The organism is Mariniflexile soesokkakense, from assembly GCF_039650365.1.
Taxonomy (GTDB): Bacteria; Bacteroidota; Bacteroidia; order Flavobacteriales; family Flavobacteriaceae; genus Mariniflexile; species Mariniflexile soesokkakense.
The window spans coordinates 107,597-126,483 of sequence record NZ_JAZHYP010000005.1 but is presented as its reverse complement, the minus strand read 5'-3'; the positions used below and the strand labels follow the sequence as shown (position 1 = coordinate 126,483).

The following is an 18,887-nucleotide window of genomic DNA, read 5'->3' as shown; positions in this document are numbered from 1 at the left end:
AATCAACAAAAACAGTAAAAATGACAGCACACGAAATTGACTATAGAATTTACGGCGAAGAGATGCAATATGTAGAAATAGAACTCGATCCGCAAGAAGGTGTTATTGCCGAAGCAGGAAGTTTTATGATGATGGATGATGGCATTAAAATGGAAACCATTTTTGGTGATGGGTCTAAAAACGATTCTGGTTTCTTAGGAAAAATTTTAGGTGCTGGAAAGCGCATACTTACAGGAGAAAGTTTGTTTATGACTGCGTTTTACAACACGGTTGTAGGCAAAAAAAATGTATCATTTGCATCACCATATCCAGGTAAAATTATACCCATTGATTTAACCGAATTTCGAGGAAAATTCATTTGCCAAAAAGATGCATTTCTATGTGCGGCCAAAGGTGTTAGCGTTGGTATTGAGTTTTCAAAAAAATTAGGTAGAGGGCTTTTTGGTGGTGAAGGGTTTATTATGCAAAAATTAGAAGGCGATGGTATGGCATTCGTACATGCAGGTGGTACCATGGCAAAAAAAGTGTTACAACGTGGAGAAACGTTACGTGTTGATACCGGTTGCATTGTTGGTTTTACCCAAGATATTGATTACGATATTGAATTTATAGGTGGTATTAAAAACACTATTTTTGGTGGAGAAGGCTTGTTTTTTGCTAAGCTGCAAGGGCCAGGTACTGTTTATATTCAATCATTACCATTTAGTAGATTAGCTGGTCGTGTATTAGCATCAGCACCACAAGGTGGTGGGAAAGATAAAGGTGAAGGCAGTATTTTAGGTGGATTAGGTAACATTTTAGACGGTGATAATCGTTTTTAAAAGTTACTTGTTTAATAGTAGTATTGGGTCGTTATATTATAGTTTGATAGGTAATATTAAATTAATCTAAAGGATTTCAAATTTATTTTTATCAGTTGTTTCCCCATTCCAGAAGTAATTTCTTTTTTCTTGTAAATATTCACCGGAAGTAGAGTTGTCTTTTTGGTGGGAAGTGTTGTAAAATGCAGCATTCAATTTAAATTCATTGTGAGTTTCAGTACTGTGGGGTTAAATTGATAGACAAAAAGAGGTAAAACAAATAATGCGTATTATTTTGATTTTATAAACTATATAAGCCCTTGAAGCATGCTTTTGTTAATAAGCTCTACCGAATTTTTACAACCTGATTTCTTACTAATATTATTACGATGCTTTTTTACGGTACTTTCACTAATATGCAGGATTTCGGAAATATTTTTATTGGAATGACCTTCAGAAATACATTTTATTATCTCAATTTCTCGTTTTGTATACTTTATATAGCTTCCAAAAGTTGGTAACATTTCAATATTCATGTAAGACGGAAATCCGTTAAGGCCAATCAAAGATATTTGATTAGTATTGGTTTTAGTTAAGTGATCAATATTTGTATGAATATTTAATGATTTACCAAATCTGCCCTGTTCATCAACAGTAAGTATAATGGCTTGATGGTTTAATAGCTCATAGTTACCATTTTTCATTTTACTTCTGAATGAAAAATTAGCTTTATAATCTAATACTTTGTCTATTCCAATATTTTTGTATAAAAAATCAATATTAACACTTTCTGCTTTTGCTACAAAATCCATATCATCAGGGTGAATACTGTTTAAAATATCATCAAAAGTAACGGTTTTTGGGTCAAAACCGTGCATGTCATAAATAGATGGGCTGACATTAGACAAGGACATGTCATAAAAATCGATGATATAAAAATAAAAAGGACCAATGCTAGTTATAGAACTAATAAGCTTTTCAAAGTCTAATTTTGGTAGTGTGGTGCTTTGAATAGCAGTTTTCTTTCCTTCCCCCCAAACATTTTTGAGTTTGTTGATTTGTATACTCATACATTATATGGCTATTCAAGATTCATAGAAGTGAATTTAACATAAAAAACACAATCTTTAATAGTGTAAGAAGATATATTTACAAAAAAAAAGCATCTAAAATTAGATGCTTTTATAATTAGTTGTTTTTCAGCCAATTCCTAGCGTTCACAAAGGCTTCCAACCAAGGAGATACTTCATCTTTCCTGTTTTCTGGGTAATAAGCCCAATTCCATTGAAAGGTAGAACGTTCAATATGTGGCATGGTTACTAAATGGCGCCCCGTTTTATCGCACAGCATTGCGGTATTAAAGTCGGAACCATTAGGGTTATGAGGGTATGCCGTATAACCATATTTAGCAACAATATTATATTGGTCTTCGGTATATGGGAAGTTAAATTTACCTTCGCCGTGTGAAATCCAAACACCTAAAGTAGAACCTTCAAGTGTAGAAAGCATTACCGAATTATTCTTTTGAATTTTTACTGAAGTAAATGAACTCTCGTGTTTATGAGAATCGTTATGTAGCATTTTGCCATGAACTTCGTGTTCTGGGTTAATAAGGTCCAATTCCATCCACAATTGGCAACCATTACAAATACCTACAGATAACGTATCTTCTCTTTTAAAGAAATCTTGAATCACTTTATTGGCTTTTTCGTTGTACTTGATAGCACCTGCCCAACCTTTGGCAGAACCTAAAACATCTGAATTTGAAAATCCTCCAACAGCACCTAAAAATTGAATGTCTTCTAAAGTTTCACGACCTGAAATTAAATCAGTCATATGCACGTCTTTTACATCAAAACCTGCTAAATACATGGCATTTGCCATTTCGCGTTCTGAGTTACTTCCTTTTTCACGAAGGATAGCTGCTTTAGGTCGTGTTGTTGGTGTTTTAGGTAACTTTCCTGTGAAATGACTTGGGAATGTATATTTTAAAGATTGAATTTTATAATTGTCAAATCTGTTTTTAGCTAAGCCATTTGCAGTTTGTTTTTGATCTAAAAGGAATGAAGTTTTATACCAAACATCACGTAAACGAGAAACTTCCAAAGAGAAAGCTGTATTGCCGTTGCTAATATTTAAAGCATCACTGTTAGTTACTTTTCCAATGTTATGGAATTGAACATTAGCTTTTGTTAAAACAGCTTCAATTGAAGTATCTTTCGACTGAATAACTATTCCAGTGTTTTCAGCAAATAATAATTTTACCGAATCTTTTTCAGCTAACGAAGAAAGGTCTAAATCAGCACCTAAATTAGTATCAGCAAAGCATAATTCTAACAGTGTAGTGATTAAACCACCAGATGCCACATCATGCCCTGCAACTATTTGTTTGTCTTTTATTAATTTTTGAACGGTGTTGAAAACGTTTTTTACATAAGCGGCACTTTTTACCGTTGGTGTATCGTTTCCAATTTTATTTAATACTTGAGCAAATGAGCTTCCGCCTAATTTAAAATCGTCTTGAGAAATGTTTATATAATAAATACTGCCCGCTTTTTTCTTAAAAACAGGTTCTACCACATTGCTAATATCATTACAATTTCCAGCGGCAGAAATAATAACTGTTCCTGGTGAAATTACATCGCCATCCGGATATTTTTGCTTCATGGAAAGGGAATCTTTTCCTGTCGGCACATTAATTCCTAAATCGATGGCAAATTCTGAAACGGCTTCAACGGCTTCATATAATCGAGCATCTTCACCTTCATTTTTACATGGCCACATCCAGTTTGCTGAAAGTGAAACGGATTTTAAGTCTTCTTTTAAAGGTGCCCAAATAATATTGGTCAACGCTTCGGTAATGGCATTTCTGCTTCCTGCAACTGGATTGATTAATCCAGAAATAGGCGAGTGCCCAATGGAAGTTGCAATGCCTTCTTTTCCTTTGTAATCTAGCGCCATAACGCCTACATTGTTTAAAGGAAGTTGTAACGCACCAGCACATTGTTGTTTCGCTACTTTTCCACCAACACAACGGTCTACTTTATTTGTTAGCCAATCTTTACAGGCAACGGCTTCCAATTGTAAAACTTGTTCTAAATAATTATGAAAATTATCTGAATTATAGCTTACATCACTATAGTTCCTTTTGATGGTTTTATCGGTCATGATGGTTTTTGGTGAACTACCAAACATGTCTTCCATCGCTAAATCCATCGGTTTATGGCCGTTGGTTTTAGATTCAAAAGTAAATCTATCATCACCTGTAACATCCCCAACTGTGTACATTGGTGAACGTTCTCTATCGGCAATACGTTGAAGTATGTCAATATGGTCTTTATCTATTACCAAGCCCATACGTTCTTGAGATTCGTTACCGATTATTTCTTTATTAGAAAGTGTTGGATCGCCAACAGGAAGAGCGTCTAAATCGATATTTCCGCCGGTATCTTCAACCAATTCAGACAAACAATTTAAATGGCCACCAGCACCATGATCGTGAATGGAGACAATGTAGTTTTTATCACTTTCCACCATACCACGAATGGCATTGGCAGCACGTTTTTGCATTTCTGGGTTGGAACGTTGCACTGCATTCAATTCAATACCTGACGCAAATTCACCTGTGTCAGCAGAAGAAACTGCAGCACCACCCATGCCAATGCGGTAGTTTTCACCACCAAGAATGACTATTTTATCGCCGGTTTGTGGTTTGTCTTTTAAAGCTTGGTCTTTTTTGCCATAACCAATACCTCCGGCTTGCATAATCACTTTATCGAAACCAAGTTTTCTTGCATCTTCTTCATGTTCAAAGGTTAAAACAGAACCGCAAATAAGCGGTTGACCGAATTTGTTACCAAAATCGGAAGCGCCGTTTGAAGCTTTAATTAAAATATCCATAGGCGTTTGGTATAACCATTTACGTTCTGGAAATGCTTTTTCCCATGGACGGTTTTCTTCCAATCGTGAATACGAGGTCATGTAAACGGCAGTTCCAGCTAAAGGCAAAGAACCTTTTCCGCCCGCCAATCTATCGCGAATTTCACCACCAGAACCCGTTGCAGCACCATTAAAAGGCTCAACAGTTGTTGGGAAATTGTGAGTTTCTGCTTTAAGTGAAATAACCGATTCGTATTCTTTTGTTACGTAAAAGTCTGGTTTATCGGCGGTTTTTGGAGCAAATTGTTCCACTTTAGGACCTTCAACAAAGGCCACATTATCCTTATATGCTGAAACAATCGTATTAGGATGTGTTTCAGAAGTTTTACGAATTAATTTGAAAAGTGATGTTGGTTTTTCAACACCATCAATCACGAAGTTTCCGTTAAATATTTTATGGCGACAGTGTTCTGAATTCACTTGAGAAAATCCAAATACTTCAGAATCTGTTAAAGGTCTACCGATTTTTTTAACAACATTATTTAAATAAGCTACTTCTTCATCACTCAATGATAAACCTTCTTGTTGGTTGTAAGCTCCAATATCCTCAATATTAAGAATAGGTTCTGGTTGAATGTTTATGGTGAACGATTCTTGATTTAATCCTTTGAATTTCTCTGAAATCATCGGATCGAATCCTTTGAAATCTTCAGTAACCACTTGAAATTCTTCAATACGGATGATATCTGAAATTCCCATGTTTTGAGTAATTTCAACAGCATTGGTGCTCCAAGGAGTTATCATGGCAGCACGTGGTCCAACAAAAAAAGCATCGAGTGATGCTTGTTCTATTTTAGGCTGGTTGCCAAATAACCACGTTAATTTAGCGATGGTTTCGGTTGATAATTCTTTTGTTGTTTGAACAGCAAATACATTACTGGTTGCGTTTCCAAAGAAATGAATCATTATATATTGATTTGTATGTGTTTAAAGAAAGTGCAAATTTACTTTTTTTCAGCGTAAATTCATCTATATATTTCTGTGAAAATTTAGAGTTATTCACGAGGTTTTGAACATAAAAAAAGCGACTCGTCAACGTCGCTTTGGTATGTTAAGCCTTTCTTTCTAAAAGCGCCATGTAAAATCCGTCATAACCCGTTTTATGTGACAATATTTTTTTGTCTTTAATCAAAGAGAAATTAGCTCCAGCTTCCGATTTTAAAAATGTACTTACTTGATTTTGGTTTTCAGAAGGTAATACAGAACACGTTGCATAAACTAATTGACCGCCTACTTTCACCATTCTAGAATATTGTTGCAGAATCTCTTGTTGGGTTTCTTTTATTTTTTCAATAAAATCGGGTTGTAATTTCCATTTAGCGTCAGGATTTCTACGTAGCACACCCAGGCCAGAGCATGGCGCATCTATTAAAACCCGGTCGGCTTTATCGTAAAGTTTTTTAATAACTTTTGTAGAGTCGATAGCTCTAGGTTCAATATTATGAGCACCATTTCGTTTTGCACGACGTTTTAGTTCATGAAGTTTATTTGCGTAAATGTCCAAGGCTATAATCTGCCCTTTATTTTCCATAAGAGAGGCAATATGCAAGGTTTTTCCTCCAGCTCCAGCGCAAGTGTCAACCACGCGCATCCCAGGTTGTACGTTTAAAAATTCAGCAACTAATTGTGATGACGCATCTTGAACCTCAAAAAAACCATTTTTAAAGGCTTCTGTAGTAAACACATTAGAACGCTCTTTTAGTTTTAAAGCATTTGGATATTCTTTTAAAAACTCGGTTTCTATATCTAAATCAAATAATTCGGTTTGTAGTTTTTCTTTAGTTGTTTTAAGGGTGTTTACTCTTAAAATAACATCGGCTTGCTCGTTTAACGCTGCTATTTCTTGTGTCCAGATCTCTTTTCCTAATTCTTTTTCACCTAATTCGTCCATCCAATCAGGAATGGATTCCTTGAATTTTCTAATTTTATAAAGTTCGTCAAAGCGTCCTTTTATTTTACGGGTTGGTGTGTTTTCAAAATAGGTCCAATCGGGTAATTTTATGCCTTTCAAAGTTGCCCAAACGGCGAACATGCGCCATAAATTATCGCGGTCAAACGGTTCTTTAACTTCGGCTATTTCGGCATATAAACGTTTCCAACGTACAATATCATAGGTGGTTTCGGCAACAAAAGCGCGGTCGCGAGCACCCCAACGTTTATCTCGTTTTAATAGTTGTTGAATCACTTTATCGGCATAGTTTCCTTCGTTAAAAATTAAGGTTAAACCATCAATAACCGAAAAGCATAAATTTCTGTGTAATCGCATTATGTGTAAATAAGTGTGCAAAGTTACATTTAAAATGTTGATTTGTTTATTTGATTGTTAGTTTATTGGTGTTGCTTTTTGTTTTTCTATGAAAAAGGAAAGGGTTTAGACTGGATTTTAAATGCCTATCGGTTTTTTAACGATATTACTTTTGATGTTGGGCAAAATTTACTTTTATAGAATAAAAAAAGAGGCATTTAAAATGCCTCTTTTTAATTTAATTCGATTTTTTTTTAAGGGCGCCCTCTTTTTTTATATTCGTCAAACATTTTTCTTTTGAAATCATCTTCAATTTTGTGCAGGAGAATAATTTTTTTTGCTGAAATCACCTTAGTTAAGTTGTTAATGAATTCATTTTCAATCGCTTGCTTTTTGTTGTCGTTTAAACGCGATTCCTTTAAAATTTGTTTTGCATCATCTTCGGTAATGGTTTCAAAATTTATTTTTTTTCTAGCTTCATATGCTTCTGTTCTCAATCTTGAATTTTCATCTTCAAAAGCATTGTAAATAGGCCAGAATTTTTGTGCTTCCTTTTCGCTTAAATTTAATTTTTCGGTGATGTACGCAATTTTCAAAGTCTTAATCTTATCTCTATTTGATTGCGCAACGGTTATTAGCGAAAAACTTAATATAACTAGTATGCTTGTAAGTGTTTTCATTTTGTTTTTATTTTGTAATAATATCTTCAATTTCTAAATTATCAAATATATAATCTTCTAAAGTTTCAGAACTATAGCCATCATGTATTATGCGAACATCTAATAAATCTTCTTTAGTGAAAAGAGAGGCAAATTCACTTGGTTCTAAATCTTCATTTAAAAAGTAATTTTCAATACTTGCTGTTTCTATGTTTTCAATAGTAATATTATTTGTATTATTATTAAAGAATATATTAATCATTAAAATTAAACTAGCAGCAACTGCCATTGTATAAACTGCTTTTCTCCAAGTAAACAGTTTTATAACCTTGGTTTCTTTTTGTGGCTTAACAATATTGATTATTTTATCTTCAAGCGAATCAAAGTAATTGTCAGGTACTTTATAACCAGGTTCAGATAATATTTCCTGAAGTTTTACCTCGCTTATAATAGTATCTTCAAGCGAGTTAAAGTAATCTTTAGGAACTTTAAATCCAGTAGTTTTTATATTATGTATTTTATTCGTTTTCATTCTATTAATAAGACTCCATTTTTTAATAATGGTTTAATCTTGAGTTAAATAAGTTTCAATTTTTTTTACAGCTATGTGATAGGAAGCCTTTAAGGCACCTTCACTTGTTTCCAATATATCTGCCATTTCTGAATATTTTAATTCCTGAAAATATTTCATATTGAATACTAATTGTTGTTTTTCCGGCAATATAGCAATGGCTTTTTGTAATTTAAGTTGAATAGCATCGCCTTCAAAATAAACATCTGAAGTTAATTTGCTTATTGCTGATAATTGTGCTTCTTCGCTAGTTATTTGTAATTTTTTCGCATTTTGATTAATAAATGTAATAGATTCATTTGTTGCAATGCGGTACATCCAAGAAAACAATTTACTGTCTCCTTTAAAGTTCTTAATGTTTTTGTAAATTTTAATAAATGTGTTTTGAAGCACGTCATCTGTGTCGTCGTGAGACTTTACAATGTTTCGTATGTGCCAATATAAGCGTTCTTTATATAACGTTATTAACGTTCTAAAGGCTTGTTCTTTATGGGTTTCAGATTTTAATCGTTCTATTAATTGTGTTTCGTCAATCACAAATATGCTTTACTGGTTAGACTACTAAATATACTAAAAGTTTAAAACTGATTTTTCTTAATTTTACCCATATATTTAATATATTGAAAATCAATGCTTTAAAAATAATTTTGTCGATGAAGTGTAAATTAAATACGATTAAAAGCATTTTTTCTTGTGAGTTATGTTTTTTTGTTTTATGTTTGCATCAGAAACCTACTTATGTTGTTAGTCTGCCCCAAGTCTAGCACAACAAAAAAAGGATAGAAGCCCCCAAGTCTCTATCCTTTTTTATTTTTATAGCTTTTGTTTCTTATTCAAAACTTTGCATTTCTACAAGTTTTTGGTAAACACCTTTTTTTGCAATAAGTTCGGCATGTTTACCTTTTTCTACAATTTCACCTTTATTTAAAACCACAATTTCATCGGCATTTTGAATGGTTGATAACCTGTGAGCAATAACTATGGATGTTCTGTTTTTCATCATATTTTCTAAAGCCACTTGTACCAAACGTTCACTTTCAGTATCAAGTGCAGAGGTAGCTTCGTCTAAAACCATAATTGGTGGACTTTTTAAAACGGCACGTGCAATGCTTAAACGTTGTTTTTGACCTCCAGATAATTTATTTCCAGAATCTCCTATATTAGTTTCTATACCGTTGGGTAATTCTTTAACAAATTCCCAAGCATTAGCAATTTTTAGGGCTTCAACAATTTCGACATCGGTAGCATTGTCTTTTCCTAGCTTTAAATTGTTTTTAATGCTATCGTTAAATAGAATAGCGTCTTGGGTTACAATGCCCAATTGTTGTCTTAAAGATTTTGTAGATAGCTCTCTAATATCAATACCATCAATTAAAATGGTTCCTTTGTTAACATCGTAAAAACGGGTAATTAAATTAGCTATGGTAGATTTTCCGCTTCCAGATTGCCCAACCAACGCTACGGTTTTTCCTTTAGGTATTGTTAAAGAAAAGTCTTTTAAAACATGTTCTTTTTCATATTTAAAAGAAATATTATCAAACACAATTTCTGAGTCGAACCCAGTTTTTGTCATGGCATTTTCTTTGTCTTTTAATGGGTTAGGTGTATCAATAATTTCCTGAATACGTTCTGCAGCGGCATCACCTTGTTTGATATTATAAAGTCCTCTTGAAATGGCTTTGGCAGGTACCATTATATTGTAGGCTAAACCCATATAAGCAATAAAGGAACTGCCATCAAGTGAGTTGTCTACTAGTACTAATTGCCCACCGTACCATAGTAAAATGGAAATGACTAAAATGCCTAAAAATTCACTAGTTGGTGAAGCCAAATTTTGACGATTAAACAATTTATTTGAAAAATGGTAAGAACGACTTGAAGATTCTTGAAATTTATCGTTAAATTTTTCTTCTGCATTAAAACCTTTTATAATACGTAAACCCGTTAAGGTTTCTTCCAAAACAGATAGAATGATACCTTGCTCTTTTTGAACACGGTCTGATTTTCGTTTTAAGCTTTTGCCAATTCTAGAAATTATAATACCTGATAAAGGAATAAACACAAAAACGAACATGGTTAGTTTTAAACTTATTATTACCATCATAATTATAGTAAAAATAATCGTTAAAGGTTCTCTTGCAATAAGTTCTAAAACAGGAAGCATGGAGTATTGTAACGTTGATATATCTCCAGTAATTCGCGACATAATATCTCCTTTTTTTTGCTCAGAAAAGAAGGAAAGCGGAAGTTCTACCGTTTTTTTGTAAACTCTGTTTCTTAGATCGCGAACCACACCGTTTCTTAGGAAAACCATAAAGTAATTAGCTAAGTATCCAAAAACATTTTTTAAAAGGAACAGGCTTATTATTAAACTTACTACCAAAAGTAATGCCTTTTGCGGGTCGTTTTCTGCATATAAATTTACTTGATATGCTAAGTAGTCTTTGTAAAAATCTTTTAAAGAGCCCAAACCTTGATAAACCGGTTTGATGGTTGGCTTTACTTGATTTTTTTCAAATAAAATATCCAACATTGGTATTAGTGCCACAAACGATAGTGCACCAAATAAGGCATAAAGAATGTTTGATATAATGTGTCCTACAGCATACTTTTTGTAAGGTTTAGCATACTTTAGGATGTTTAAAAACTGGTTCATTAAATAGGATTTGTCTGTTTATAAAACATGCTTTTATGGTTACCATAAAAGCATGCAAATTTTTGGCAAATATACGGGTTATTATATTAATTTCATGTCTTTTAAAATAGCTTCGGCTTTCGCATCAAGCGCAGCTTCTGTTTTACTAAAATCGGCAACGGAATTTAATTTGGTGTTTACACTAACATAAAACTTAATTTTTGGTTCTGTACCACTTGGTCTTAAAGCTACTTGACTGCCATCTTCTAAATAGTAAATAATTACATTTGATTTCGGAATATCGATTGAAGATGTTTCGCCAGTTATTATGTTTTTTGACGTTGATAAATCATAATCTTCAATTTTTAAAACTTTTGAACCATTTACTATTTTTAATGGGTTTTCACGTGCATCAACCATCATTTGTGTAATTTCTTGAGCACCTTCAATCCCTTTTTTAGTAAGCGAAACTAATTTTTCTTTGTAGCAGCCATGTTCGACATAAAGGTTTAGAAGTTCGCTGTAAAATGAACTGCCATTTTCTTTTGTTATAGCAGCTATCTCGCAAGCCAATAGGGTAGAAGTAACGGCATCTTTATCGCGTACAAAATCGCCTACCATATAACCAAAACTTTCTTCGCCACCCCCAATAAAATCAAGTTCAGGGAAATCTTTAATAAGTTTTGCAATCCATTTAAAACCTGTTAAAACAATTTTACTTTCAACTTTGTAAGCTTCAGCAAGTTTATTTAGCATAGGTGTTGAAACGATGGTGGAAGCAATAAATTCTTTTCCTTTTATTTTGCCTTCGGCTTTCCATTGTTTTAATAAGAAATCGGTCATCATCAACATCGTTTGATTTCCGTTAAGCAATTGTAATTTATTTTCAGAATTTCTAACAGCTACACCTAAACGGTCGCAGTCTGGATCGGTACCAATAACAATGTCTGCATTTACTTTTTCAGCCAATTCTAAAGCCATTTTTAATGCCGCAGGTTCTTCTGGGTTTGGTGAAGCTACAGTTGGAAAGTTTCCGTTTGGTGCTTCCTGTTCTTTTACTATATGAACATTTTTAAAGCCTGCACGTTTTAAAGTTTCAGGTACGGTAGTTATAGATGTTCCATGAAGTGATGTGAATACAACAGTTAAATTATCTTTTGCTTTTGCAGACGTATTGAAATTTGCATTTTTAACTGATTCATTTATAAAAGCATCATCAACTTCTTTACCTATATATTTTATTAAAGAATTGTTGGCTTCAAACTTGATATCGGAATATTGTAAACTATCTATAACGTTAATAATTTCACCGTCTTGTGGTGGTACCAATTGCCCACCATCTTGCCAATACACTTTGTAACCATTATATTCTGGAGGGTTGTGTGATGCGGTTAATACAATGCCGCAGTGGCAGTTTAAATGTTTTACTGCGAACGATAATTCCGGAGTTGCACGCAAATCTTCAAATAAATATACTTGTATACCATTTGCTGAAAACACGTCGGCAACTACTTTTGCAAGCGATTTACTGTTGTTTCTACAATCGTAGGCTATAACTGCCTTTGGTGTTTCGTTTGGAAACGATTTTTTTAAGTAGTCACTTAAACCTTGTGTGCTTTTTCCAAGGGTAAATTTATTTATTCGATTGGTGCCTACTCCCATAACACCACGCATACCACCAGTACCGAATTCTAGGTCTTTATAAAAACTTTCTTGAATGTCTTTTGGGTTGTTTGCAATACTGTTTTTTATAATAGATTGGGTTTCTTCATCAAAAGTTGGAGTTAACCATGAGTTAATTCGATCTAAAATTTTTGGTTCAATGTGTATCATAATGTCTTAAAATATGAGTTTCAAAAGTAATTAATTGTAAGAGAATATTTTTGTAAAAGTTACTAATTTGAAGTGAAATGCTAAGGTTTTTGAATGATTTTTTATTAAAAAAAATAAAATATTATTTGAATTTGCCATTTGCGTTAGGGATTGCAGTGAAAATCCTTTTTAAAACTTGTGAAAACCGAATTTTAGGTTTAATTGAAAATTGACAGGTTGCTTTGTCTTGCCTGTTTGCAAAGACGCTTTGAAAGGATTGAAACCTTTCGGCTTCGCTCAAGATAAACTTCAAACCCGACGACCTTCCGTCCCGATAGCAATCGGGAGTGGTAACGCCCAAATAGTTATTCTAAATTCAATACTTCTTTAACTAAATAGCGTTTTTTGTCTTGTTTTGTGCGTAAAATAATTTCACCTAAAAACCCAGCTACAAAAAACTGTGTGCCAATAATCATGGTTGAAAGCGATAAATAAAATTGTGGACGCTCTGTTATTAACCTGCCGCTAGGGTTTAAAAATAATTTATCTATGCCTAAGTACAGTGCAAAACCAAAACCTATGGCGAACATTATAAAACCTAAAGCACCAAACAAATGCATGGGCTGTTTGCCAAAACGCGATAAAAACCAAATAGTGATTAAATCTAGAAAACCATGTATGAAACGGTTCATGCCAAACTTGGTTTCTCCATATTTTCTAGCTTGATGCTGAACGACTTTTTCGGTGATTTTTATAAAGCCTGCATTTTTGGCCAAAACAGGAATGTAGCGGTGCATTTCGCCATTAACATCAATGTTTTTAACAAGTTCAAGTTTGTATGCTTTAAGGCCACAATTAAAATCATGAAGTTTTACCCCCGAAGTTTTTCGTGCTGCCCAATTAAATAGCTTTGATGGTAAATTTTTAGAAATAACAGAATCATAGCGCTTCTTTTTCCAGCCAGAAACCAAATCATAACCATTAGTTACAATCATGTTGTATAGTTCTGGAATTTCGTCTGGATTGTCCTGTAAATCGGCATCCATAGTTATTACCACATTACCAGAAGCCTTTTCAAAACCAGCATGTAGTGCTTGCGATTTACCAAAGTTTTTTAAAAACTTGATACCTTTAATGTTTTTGTTTTTAGAAGATAATTGAGAAATTATTTTCCAAGAATCGTCGGTACTGCCATCATCTATAAAAATGATTTCATAAGAAAAACTATTGGATTGCATCACTTTTGCAATCCAATCGTGTAATTCGGTTAAAGAATCTTGTTCGTTAAGTAGTGGTATAACTACTGATATGTTCATTTAAAAGCTTTCAAAAAGTTGATGCTTCAAAAATACAGAATTTATTCGGTGTCAGGTTTACTTTTTTTCATGGCAGCAGCAACTATTAACCCAATAATACTAAAAAACACTAAGTAACCAGCTAATCCTTTAATAATATTGCCTAATCCAAATTGGTTTTGACTCTCAATATTATCAACTGCTTGAGCAATTGCTTCATTTGGTGTATTAAAACTTTCCATCATTTGAACTGTTTTTTCGATGGTTTTTTCTTTCAAAACAGCAGCGGCATCTGTGTCAATAAAGTTAAATAGTAAATATGAAACCAGTGTACTTATTAATAAACCAACTAAAACAGTAATAAAATAAGAAGAGAAAGCATCTTTAAAACTAGCATAGCCATCTTGTGCTTGTTTAGTTTTGGCTACAGATATAATTCCTAAAGCAACTATAGCTATTAAAATAAAAATTCCATACCAAGTATTTGTAAGTAGCTCTAGATTAATGGCATAAGATAACACGGTAAGAAACGCTAATAAAACACCTAAGTATAAGCCGTAATTAGTAGCGATTGATTTTAAAGATTTTTCCATAAATATTGTATTTTTGTGATTAGTTCTTTAGTTAGTATTCAAAGATAGTAATTCGTTACAATAATATTAGTGATAAAAAATGTAAAAATTATTGTGAGATTGTAAAAAATGCTTATTTTTGCACTTCCAAAATTGAAAAGAATATTAAAGCTTTAAGCGATGAAAAAAGGTATACATCCAGAAAATTATAGAATTGTAGCATTTAAAGATATGTCTAACGAAGATGTGTTTTTAACAAAATCTACTGCAAACACAAATGAAACTTTAGAGGTTGATGGTGTTGAGTATCCACTTATTAAAATGGAGATTTCTAGATCATCGCACCCATTTTATACTGGTAAGTCTAAATTAATTGATACTGCTGGTCGTATTGATAAATTCAAAAACAAATACGCTAAGTTTAGTAAATAAACTTAACAAAACTTATTATACAAAGCCTTCATATTTATATTGAAGGCTTTTTTATTTTATACAATTAGCCTACTTTTGGATAGATAACTAATAAGTTTAGGTTTTGAGTGAACAACTTTTAACCTTTAAACTTTAAACTCGTTTTATGAACTATATTCTTTTTGACGGACCTTCGCGCAACAATTTATTGCCATTTACATTTACACGCCCTGTTGCCGATATAAGGGTAGGGATTTTGACCATTCGTGAAAAATGGGAAACGTTTTTAGACTCTACAACCACAACCATTACCGAAGATTATTTGTCTGACAAATATCCCATGGTAGAAATGGATGAAAATGTAATGATAAATGCTTCCTATTTGCCAAATTTAGAATTGGTTGAAATGGTGAAAGATTTACAGGAAAACCAGGCCATTTTTAAAGATGAAGATGTGATTGCTTTCTTTTCAAAAGACACACAGGAAGATGTTAATTTTGATACTTATGAAGCCATCGAGTTTGATGATGATGTTCTTAAAATAGAACATACCTGGGATATATTTTCGAAAAACGGTGAGGCGATTCAAGAAGATTTTAATTTGTTAACTAACGGTAGAAGGTCGCAACCAATACCGTCGAGTAATAATGTTATAGCTGCTGAAAACATTTTTATAGAAGAAGGTGCCAAATTAGAGTTTACAACACTAAACGCTACTGCAGGACCAATTTATATAGGGAAAAACTCCGAAATTATGGAAGGCTCAATAATTCGTGGCCCTTTGGCATTATGTGAAGGTGCGGGAATTAAATTAGGTGCTAAAATTTATGGACCAACTACTATAGGGCCATACAGTAAAGTTGGTGGCGAGGTTAATAACTCTGTTTTATTTGCCTATTCGAATAAAGGACACGATGGTTTTTTAGGGAACTCAGTCTTGGGCGAATGGTGTAATTTAGGAGCAGATACCAATAATTCGAATTTAAAAAACAATTATGCTGAAGTTCGTCTTTGGGATTATAAAACAGAAGGTTTTGCTAGAACGGGACTGCAGTTTTGTGGGCTCATGATGGGCGATCATAGTAAATGTGGCATCAATACCATGTTTAACACCGGTACGGTTGTAGGGGTAAGTGCCAATATTTTTGGTAGTGGCTTCCCTAGAAATTTTGTACCTAGTTTTAGTTGGGGAGGTAGCGCTGGATTTACGGTTTATTTAACTAAAAAAGCTTTTGAAGTGGCTGAGGTTGTTATGTCGAGACGCCAAATAGAATTTACCGAACAAGATAAAGCCATTTTAGAACACGTTTTTCAAGAAACTAAAAAGTACAGGCGCGAGTAAATTTGTGGTATTTTTAATGGAGTTTATTTAAATTCAAATGGTTATATTTGTGTGTAACACCTTGTTTTTATGACAAAACTACTATGTACCGCATATTTTTTAATAAGTCTTATTGGATTTTCTCAAACAGAAGTTTACTCTGTAAAAAATATTGAAATGAATACCGAATACCCGCATTTTGGATTAATGCTGGTAAACAATTCTAAAATAATCTTCACGTCTTACTTATTAGACAACAAAGGCAGATTAAAACGTTTTCAAGGAAACCCCGTGCTTTCTATTTTTGAAGGTGAGTTATTTGAAAATGGCAGTATTAAGAATATTAAAAATATTGAAATTGCACCTGATGAAAAAATAAAGTATATAACGAGTGCAACCTTATCTCCCGATAGTAAAAAACTTTATTTAACCACAACTACAAGTGATGATTTTAGCGAGGATAACTTCCAAATTAAAGTTGGCGCGTTTAAAGAAGGAGAAGGTTGGATTCATTTCGAAACCTTGCCATTTTGTAATCCTAAATATTCTTATGCACATCCAGCAATAAGTATAGATGGGAAAACTTTATACTTTACATCGAATATTAGAGGTGGAAAAGAAACAACTAAAGGCGGTTCAGATATTTTTATGGTCAATATATTAGATGATAACACCTTTAGCGAGCCTAAAAATTTAGGTAGTAAAGTGAACTCTTATAGTAAAGAGATGTTTCCTTTTATTAGTGCAGATAATACGCTGTATTTTGCTTCCAACAGGCCCAATGGTTTTGGAGGTTTTGATATTTATAAAAGTAAAATGATTGCCGATGGCGCTTTTGAAAAAGCCGAAAAACTACCCAAACCCATTAATAGTTTTCAAGACGATTTTTGTTTAGTTATTGATAGTGCAAATAATTCTGGCTATTTTTCATCAAAACGCGATGGTGGTAAGGGCGATGATGATATTTATTATTTTATTTTAAATTAATTTTTTCGTACTCTTTTTAATTCCAATAAATTAATAGGATTTATTCCCAAGCCATTTATGTTTTTTCTTGTGAAACGCACCACTTCATCATAAAATAATGGCACTACAGGTGCTTCGTGCATAATTAAAGAATCCATTTTCGTGTAAAGCTGTTCTCTTGTAACGGTATTTGTTTCTGTAAACGCTTTTTCATACCAAGTGTCAAATAAATCACTTTTATAATGTGTGTAATTTGGCCCGTTTGGAGCAAAATTTTTGCTGTAATATAGTGATAAATAGTTTTCCGCATCAGGGTAATCAGCAACCCAACTGGCTCTGAATAAATTAAGCTTACCATTTGCTTTGGCGTCTTTTAAAGTTGCAGCAGGAATGACATCTACTTGAACAATGAGCCCAATTTTTTGAAGCTCGCGCTGAATGTATTCACAAAAGCTTAGATAGTTGCTAGTTGTTGTAATAGATATTTCTGGGGTTTTGTTTCCGGTTTCGGTTTTAAATTGATTGATTAGTTGTTTGGCTTTTTCCGGTTGAAACGTAAAGCCTATAGATTCATTATATCCCGGCAAACCTTTTGGGATAAAACCACCATGTGCAGGTATACCCACGCCATTTCGTAAATAAATCATCATTTTTTTTCTGTCGAATCCATAATTTACTGCTTTTCTGATTAATTCTGATTGTATTTCCGTCACGTCTGAATCCATGTAAAACGCTAAATATTCGGTATTTAAATAAGGTCCACGAATCATATTCACGTCATTTGAATATAAGTCGCGTAGTTGTCCATCGGCCGTTAAAATTTCATCTTTATACGAGGCATCTAGCCCAGAAACAAAATCGATGTTTCCTTGTGCAAATTGCAAAAACTCACTTTGTTTGTCAGGTAGAAAAGTAATGGATACTGCCTCTAAATAAGGCAGCGCCTTGCCGTTTTCATCTGCTTCAAAATAGTTTTCATTTCTTCTAAATACTAATTTGATGTTTTCTTCCCATCGTTTAAACTTAAATGGGCCTGTGCCAATAGGGTGCGACCTAAAATCACTTCCATAATGTTTTACAATTTCTTTTGGAACTACCGAGCAATATTTCATGGTTAATAAGCCTAAAAACGCTGGAAATGGTTGCTTTAATTGAATTTGAAAAAGCGTGTCGTTCACGGCTTTAAAACCATCAACTTTTGCCAATACCCAACTACCTGGTGAAGCGACTTGCTTGTTCAACAAGCGGTTTAAACTGTATTCAAAATCTTTAGCTATTACGGTTCTGGTGGAATCATTTCCAAATAAAATATCCTTATGAAAATAGACGTCATTTCTTAATGAAAATGAGTAGGTAAGGGCATCTTCTGAAATCGTCCAGTTTTTTGCGATACATGGCTGCACGTTTAGGTTTTCATCCATTTGCACCAATCCATTAAAAAGTTGGTTGGTAGCCCATATATCTGCAATGTCTTTTGAAAATGCAGGGTCTAAGGAGCCTATGTTTTTGTGTTCATTGTACTTAAAAACTAAATGATTATTATTTGATCTTGAATTTTTTTCGCAAGAAAAGGATAGAATTAAAATACAACTAATTGATAAATAGTTTGTTATTTGTTTTAAAACATGTTTTACCATATAACTTATTAATTGTAAATTTGC

The 18,887-nt window shown here is 33.2% G+C and carries 15 protein-coding genes; 4 read left to right on the top strand and 11 right to left on the bottom strand.

The window, feature by feature from the left end; all coding sequences use genetic code 11:
• Positions 1 to 20 precede the first annotated feature (20 nt).
• Positions 21 to 821, top strand: coding sequence for a TIGR00266 family protein (locus VP395_RS11645; RefSeq protein WP_346242185.1), 801 nt, complete (start codon positions 21 to 23; stop codon positions 819 to 821).
• Between the two features lie 287 nt (positions 822 to 1,108).
• Here the strand turns inward: VP395_RS11645 and VP395_RS11640 are convergent, their stop codons facing one another.
• The 10 genes from VP395_RS11640 to VP395_RS11595 all read right to left on the bottom strand — a co-directional run bounded on the left by VP395_RS11640 (position 1,109) and on the right by VP395_RS11595 (position 14,549).
• Complete coding sequence (locus tag VP395_RS11640) at positions 1,109 to 1,870, bottom strand: LuxR C-terminal-related transcriptional regulator (RefSeq protein ID WP_346242184.1); 762 nt, start codon at positions 1,868 to 1,870, stop codon at positions 1,109 to 1,111.
• Between the two features lie 118 nt (positions 1,871 to 1,988).
• Positions 1,989 to 5,645 carry a phosphoribosylformylglycinamidine synthase gene (purL, locus tag VP395_RS11635; protein ID WP_346242183.1) on the bottom strand — a complete coding sequence of 1,219 codons (3,657 nt, stop codon included), beginning with the start codon at positions 5,643 to 5,645 and terminating at the stop codon, positions 1,989 to 1,991.
• Positions 5,646 to 5,790: 145 nt separating this feature from the next.
• Complete coding sequence (locus VP395_RS11630; protein WP_346242182.1) at positions 5,791 to 7,005, bottom strand: RsmB/NOP family class I SAM-dependent RNA methyltransferase; 1,215 nt, start codon at positions 7,003 to 7,005, stop codon at positions 5,791 to 5,793.
• 233 nt (positions 7,006 to 7,238) lie between these two features.
• Entirely contained in the window at positions 7,239 to 7,664 is a 426-nt protein-coding gene (locus tag VP395_RS11625) for a sensor of ECF-type sigma factor (protein ID WP_346242181.1), read from the bottom strand.
• A 7-nt stretch (positions 7,665 to 7,671) separates the two neighbouring features.
• A complete protein-coding gene (locus tag VP395_RS11620; RefSeq protein WP_346242180.1) occupies positions 7,672 to 8,175 on the bottom strand; it encodes a hypothetical protein in 504 nt (167 codons plus the stop codon).
• 33 nt (positions 8,176 to 8,208) lie between these two features.
• Positions 8,209 to 8,751, bottom strand: coding sequence for an RNA polymerase sigma factor (locus VP395_RS11615; protein ID WP_346242179.1), 543 nt, complete (start codon positions 8,749 to 8,751; stop codon positions 8,209 to 8,211).
• Positions 8,752 to 9,043: 292 nt separating this feature from the next.
• A complete protein-coding gene (locus VP395_RS11610; protein WP_346242178.1) occupies positions 9,044 to 10,870 on the bottom strand; it encodes an ABC transporter ATP-binding protein in 1,827 nt (608 codons plus the stop codon).
• Between the two features lie 81 nt (positions 10,871 to 10,951).
• On the bottom strand, positions 10,952 to 12,682 hold the full coding sequence (locus VP395_RS11605) for a phospho-sugar mutase (protein WP_346242177.1): 1,731 nt from the start codon (positions 12,680 to 12,682) through the stop codon (positions 10,952 to 10,954).
• 344 nt (positions 12,683 to 13,026) lie between these two features.
• Positions 13,027 to 13,977, bottom strand: a complete 951-nt coding sequence (locus VP395_RS11600) for a glycosyltransferase family 2 protein (protein WP_346242176.1) — start codon at positions 13,975 to 13,977, stop codon at positions 13,027 to 13,029.
• 41 nt (positions 13,978 to 14,018) lie between these two features.
• Positions 14,019 to 14,549, bottom strand: a complete 531-nt coding sequence (locus VP395_RS11595; protein WP_346242175.1) for a DUF4199 domain-containing protein — start codon at positions 14,547 to 14,549, stop codon at positions 14,019 to 14,021.
• Positions 14,550 to 14,708: 159 nt separating this feature from the next.
• Between VP395_RS11595 and VP395_RS11590 the strand changes: the two genes are divergently transcribed.
• The 3 genes from VP395_RS11590 to VP395_RS11580 all read left to right on the top strand — a co-directional run bounded on the left by VP395_RS11590 (position 14,709) and on the right by VP395_RS11580 (position 17,247).
• On the top strand, positions 14,709 to 14,960 hold the full coding sequence (locus tag VP395_RS11590) for a type B 50S ribosomal protein L31 (protein ID WP_346242174.1): 252 nt from the start codon (positions 14,709 to 14,711) through the stop codon (positions 14,958 to 14,960).
• A 145-nt stretch (positions 14,961 to 15,105) separates the two neighbouring features.
• Positions 15,106 to 16,281 (top strand): GlmU family protein, encoded by a 1,176-nt coding sequence (locus VP395_RS11585; RefSeq protein WP_346242173.1) that lies wholly within the window; start codon positions 15,106 to 15,108, stop codon positions 16,279 to 16,281.
• A 69-nt stretch (positions 16,282 to 16,350) separates the two neighbouring features.
• Positions 16,351 to 17,247, top strand: coding sequence for a TolB family protein (locus VP395_RS11580; protein WP_346242172.1), 897 nt, complete (start codon positions 16,351 to 16,353; stop codon positions 17,245 to 17,247).
• Here the strand turns inward: VP395_RS11580 and VP395_RS11575 are convergent.
• The gene (locus VP395_RS11575; RefSeq protein ID WP_346242171.1) at positions 17,244 to 18,863 is read right to left on the bottom strand and encodes an ABC transporter substrate-binding protein; all 1,620 of its coding nucleotides are present in this window, start codon (positions 18,861 to 18,863) and stop codon (positions 17,244 to 17,246) included. The genes VP395_RS11580 and VP395_RS11575 overlap by 4 nt on opposite strands.
• Between the last annotated feature and the right edge of the window lie 24 nt (positions 18,864 to 18,887).

Coding starts and splice junctions, on each gene's coding strand:
- VP395_RS11595 (WP_346242175.1), bottom strand. CDS start 14,549: ATGGAAAAATCTTTAAAATCAATCGCTACTAATTACGGCTTATACTTA.
- VP395_RS11575 (WP_346242171.1), bottom strand. CDS start 18,863: ATGGTAAAACATGTTTTAAAACAAATAACAAACTATTTATCAATTAGT.
- VP395_RS11620 (WP_346242180.1), bottom strand. CDS start 8,175: ATGAAAACGAATAAAATACATAATATAAAAACTACTGGATTTAAAGTT.
- VP395_RS11645 (WP_346242185.1), top strand. CDS start 21: ATGACAGCACACGAAATTGACTATAGAATTTACGGCGAAGAGATGCAA.
- VP395_RS11590 (WP_346242174.1), top strand. CDS start 14,709: ATGAAAAAAGGTATACATCCAGAAAATTATAGAATTGTAGCATTTAAA.
- VP395_RS11625 (WP_346242181.1), bottom strand. CDS start 7,664: ATGAAAACACTTACAAGCATACTAGTTATATTAAGTTTTTCGCTAATA.
- purL (WP_346242183.1), bottom strand. CDS start 5,645: ATGATTCATTTCTTTGGAAACGCAACCAGTAATGTATTTGCTGTTCAA.
- VP395_RS11610 (WP_346242178.1), bottom strand. CDS start 10,870: ATGAACCAGTTTTTAAACATCCTAAAGTATGCTAAACCTTACAAAAAG.
- VP395_RS11600 (WP_346242176.1), bottom strand. CDS start 13,977: ATGAACATATCAGTAGTTATACCACTACTTAACGAACAAGATTCTTTA.
- VP395_RS11640 (WP_346242184.1), bottom strand. CDS start 1,870: ATGAGTATACAAATCAACAAACTCAAAAATGTTTGGGGGGAAGGAAAG.
- VP395_RS11605 (WP_346242177.1), bottom strand. CDS start 12,682: ATGATACACATTGAACCAAAAATTTTAGATCGAATTAACTCATGGTTA.
- VP395_RS11630 (WP_346242182.1), bottom strand. CDS start 7,005: ATGCGATTACACAGAAATTTATGCTTTTCGGTTATTGATGGTTTAACC.
- VP395_RS11585 (WP_346242173.1), top strand. CDS start 15,106: ATGAACTATATTCTTTTTGACGGACCTTCGCGCAACAATTTATTGCCA.
- VP395_RS11580 (WP_346242172.1), top strand. CDS start 16,351: ATGACAAAACTACTATGTACCGCATATTTTTTAATAAGTCTTATTGGA.